Origin of the sequence: Polaromonas sp. (genome assembly GCF_031411155.1) — a bacterium.
In the GTDB taxonomy this organism is placed as follows: Bacteria; Pseudomonadota; Gammaproteobacteria; order Burkholderiales; family Burkholderiaceae_C; genus Polaromonas.
In genome coordinates this window covers 1-3,524 of sequence record NZ_JANOAL010000275.1, presented here as the reverse complement: position 1 = coordinate 3,524, position 3,524 = coordinate 1, and the positions used below count along the sequence as shown (strand labels likewise).

Genomic DNA, 3,524 nt, shown 5'->3' with positions numbered 1-3,524 from the left:
AAAAAGACGCCAGCTGCTCACGCGTCACATGCTTGTTGATTTCGGGGTGCTCGGCCAGCAGGTCGATCAGCGGGCGCTTTTGCTGCAGGGCCGCGCGGCAGATGTCATAGACCAGGTCATGCGCGTATTCGCGGCCGATGTGGGGGCCCAGGCCCATCATCACGGCTTCCGACATCACCAGCCCATGCGTCATGTCGATGTTGCGGCGCATCTGTTCGGCATCGACTTCCAGCCCGCTCAGGATGAATTTGGTCTGCTTCAGCGCACCCGAGATCAGGCAGAAGATCTCGGGCAGCGCCACCCATTCGATCTCCCAGGGGCCGGTCGAGCGCTCGTGGTCGGCCACCATGGCGTCCATTAGCGAGGCCGCGAGCTGGCGCACCACCGAGATATTGGCGTGGATGTACAGGCACGAGATCGGGTTGCGCTTTTGCGGCATGGTCGACGACGAGCCGCGCCCCGGTGCAAACGGTTCAAACACCTCGGCCACCTCGGTCTGCATCAGCAGTTTCACGTCCATCGCAATCTTGCCGAGCGAGCCGCCGACGATGCCGAGGAAGGCGCCGACCTCGGCAAAGTTGTCGCGCACGGTGTGCCATGAAATCAGCGGCTGGCCCAGGCCCAGTTCCTTCATCAGGCCCGCTTGTGTTTCCATCGCGCCTTTTTCCAGCGACGACAGCGTTCCCGACGCGCCGCCGAATTCGCCCACCAGCACGCGCGGTTTGAGCTGCTGCAGGCGTTCGCGATGGCGTTCAATGCCGGCGAGGATGCTGGCCATCTTGTAGCCAAAGGTGATGGGCGTGGCCTGCTGCAGGTTGCTGCGGCCGATGATGGGGGTGTCGCGGTGCGCGCGCGCCAGTTTGGCGAGCGAGGCCGAGATGTCTTTCAGGTCTGCCTCCACCAGCGCCAGGCCCTCGCGGATCTGCAGCACGGCGGCGGTATCGGTGATGTCTTGTGTCGTTGCGCCCCAGTGGCAGTATTCGCCCAGCTTGCCCTGGCAGTTGGCATTGATCTGATTCACCACGGCAATGATGGGATAGCCGATCTGCTCGGTCTTGGCCTTGAGCTTGACCCAGTCGATCTGGTCGATATGGCAGTTCTTGACGATCTCGTCGGCGGCCTCTTTCGGGATCAGGCCCAGCTCGCCCTGCACCTTGGCCAGCGCACGTTCTATGTCCAGGTACCTGGCGGTGCGGTTTTCGTCAGACCAGACCTGGCGCATGGCGGCGTCGCTGAACATGTCGCCGAAGATTCTGGAATCGATGATGGATGCGGGCATGGCTTTCTCCGTGGGGGTTGATATTTTTTGTGAGGGTTTGGACTTATTTCGTTCGGGCCGCTTGTGCCGCGATGCGCTCAGCTTTCAGGACGACCGGGCGGTCCACCATCTTGCCGTCCAGCTGCAACGCGCCACCGGTAGATGCCTTCCAGGCATGCAGCACACGCTGCGCCCATGCCAGTTCTTCTGCGCTCGGTCTCAGGGCGGCACGAACGACAGCCACTTGCGAAGGGTGAACGCACATCTTGGCGCCGAAGCCCAGGCTGCGCGCGTGGGCCATGTCGGCCGCCACGCGCGCCGCATCGAGTTCGGGCGTGACGCCTGCGACCGGCGCTGGCAGACCGGCCGCGCGCGAGGCAACGACGATTTGCGCCGCCGCGTAATCGAGCGCCAGGCTGCCCGCCGGAAGGTCGAGATCGGCCATGTAGTCGAGCGAGCCAAAGGCCAGCCGCGTCACGCCGGGCGCCGCGGCAATCTCATACAAGGCCACCATGCCGCGTGCGGTTTCAATCAGCGGCAGCACGCTTGCATCTTTGGGTAACCCGGCCCGCACCGCAGCGACCTGATCGGGCGCCTCGCATTTGGGCAGCATGAGGCAGGCGGCCCGTACCGCGCGCGCCAGGGCGAGGTCTTGGTCATGCCAGTCGGTTGCCGCATCGTTGATGCGCAGCAGCAGGTTTTTGCGCGCTTCGCTGGCACCCGCCATCCACTGGGCAATTGCCGCGCGCGCCGCTGCCTTGTCGGCCGGCGCCACGGCGTCTTCCAGGTCAATGATGACGCGCTCAGCGCCCGAGGCCAGCGCCCTGGCGAAGCGCTCGGGGCGGTTGCCGGGCACGAACAGGTAGGTCAGGGGGGCGTAGTCAGCCATGGTCAGACCACGCCTTCAGCGCGCAACTGGGCAATGCGCTCCGCGCTGTACCCATAGTGACCCAGGATGGCGTCGGTGTGCTGGCCCAGCGCGGGCACGGCATCCATGCGCGGCGCGCCGTGTTGCCAGGAGCCCGGCGGCAGCAGGGCGGGAATCGGCCCGGCAGGTGTGGCCACCTCACGCCAGCGCTCGCGCGCCTTGAGTTGCGGATGCGCCCACACCTGGCCCATGGTGTTGACCTGGGCGTTGGCAATGCCGGCCTGTTCCAGCCGCCCGGCCACCTGTTCGGCGCTGAGTGTGGAGAAGGCCTCGATGATCAGGGCCGACAGCTCGGCCCGCCCGGCGCTGCGTCTGGCATTGCTGGAAAAGCGTTCCTCGCCCGCCAGCGCGGGCTGCAGCAAGACCTTGTCGCAAAACACCTTCCACTCGCGCTCGTTTTGCAGGCCCAGCATCACGGTCTTGTCGTCACCGGCGGGGAAGGGGCCATACGGGTAGATGGTGGCGTGGCTGGCGCCGGTGCGCGGTGGCGGTGCCGCGCCGTCAAAGGCGTAGTACAGCGGGTTGCCCATCCATTCCGTCAGCGATTCGAGCATCGACACGTCGATGCGCTGGCCCTGGCCGGTTTGCTGCCGGTGCACGAGTGCCGCCAGAATGTTGGTGTAGGCATACATGCCGGCCGCGATGTCGGCGATCGAGGGGCCGGCCTTGCAGGGCGTGTCGGGCGTGCCGGTGACCGACACGAAGCCCGCTTCGCTCTGGATCAGCAGGTCGTAGGCCTTTTTGTCGCGGTAGGGCCCGTCACTGCCGTAGCCCGAAATGTCGCAGACGATGAGGCCGGGCTTGACCTTGGACAGCGCTTCATACGACAGGCCCAGTCGCGCCGCGGCGCCGGGTGCGAGGTTTTGCACCAGCACATCGGCTTCTTCCAGAATCAGGCGCATCAGTATTTTTTGCGCTTCCTCATGTTTCACATCGAGCGTGAGGCTTTCCTTGGAGCGGTTGGTCCAGACGAAATGCGAGGCCAGGCCGCGCACGCGTTCGTCATAGCCGCGCGCAAAGTCGCCGACGCAGGGGCGCTCGATCTTGACGACGCGGGCGCCCAGGTCAGCCAGCTGGCGCGTCGCGAACGGCGCGGCAATCGCATGCTCCAGCGTGACGACGGTAATGCCTTTAAGAGGTTGCATGGTCAGTTTCGCCTTCAGGCCAGGGTGGCCGTGGCGTCCATGGTGAGCCAGCCCTCATGGTCGCGGCCCCACAGATGAACGGTTTTGCCGTCAAGCGAAGGCTGGCCGTGGACGGAAAACGGGTGGATGTCAAAGGTGGGGCGCACCGCCTTGAACTCAAAGCGCGCTACCCGCGCATCGGGCCGCTGGCGGC

General features: G+C 65.4%; 3 protein-coding genes and 1 pseudogene. All 4 read right to left on the bottom strand.

The features are described 5' to 3' along the window. Positions 1 to 1,279, bottom strand: a 1,279-nt coding sequence (locus RMO23_RS16585; protein ID WP_309683775.1) for an adenylosuccinate lyase family protein, incomplete at its 3' end; no start/stop codon positions are given. A 43-nt stretch (positions 1,280 to 1,322) separates the two neighbouring features. Then, a complete protein-coding gene (locus tag RMO23_RS16580; RefSeq protein WP_309683774.1) occupies positions 1,323 to 2,147 on the bottom strand; it encodes a CoA ester lyase in 825 nt (274 codons plus the stop codon). A 2-nt stretch (positions 2,148 to 2,149) separates the two neighbouring features. After that, positions 2,150 to 3,331 carry a CaiB/BaiF CoA-transferase family protein gene (locus tag RMO23_RS16575; RefSeq protein WP_309683772.1) on the bottom strand — a complete coding sequence of 394 codons (1,182 nt, stop codon included), beginning with the start codon at positions 3,329 to 3,331 and terminating at the stop codon, positions 2,150 to 2,152. A gap of 14 nt (positions 3,332 to 3,345) precedes the next feature. Then, a pseudogene (locus RMO23_RS16570) lies at positions 3,346 to 3,524 on the bottom strand (acyl-CoA dehydrogenase); the annotation flags it as partial.

What these genes read in the sequence shown, in the direction of transcription:
- RMO23_RS16580 (WP_309683774.1), bottom strand. Translation starts at nt 2,147, where the DNA reads ATGGCTGACTACGCCCCCCTGACCTACCTGTTCGTGCCCGGCAACCGC.
- RMO23_RS16575 (WP_309683772.1), bottom strand. Translation starts at nt 3,331, where the DNA reads ATGCAACCTCTTAAAGGCATTACCGTCGTCACGCTGGAGCATGCGATT.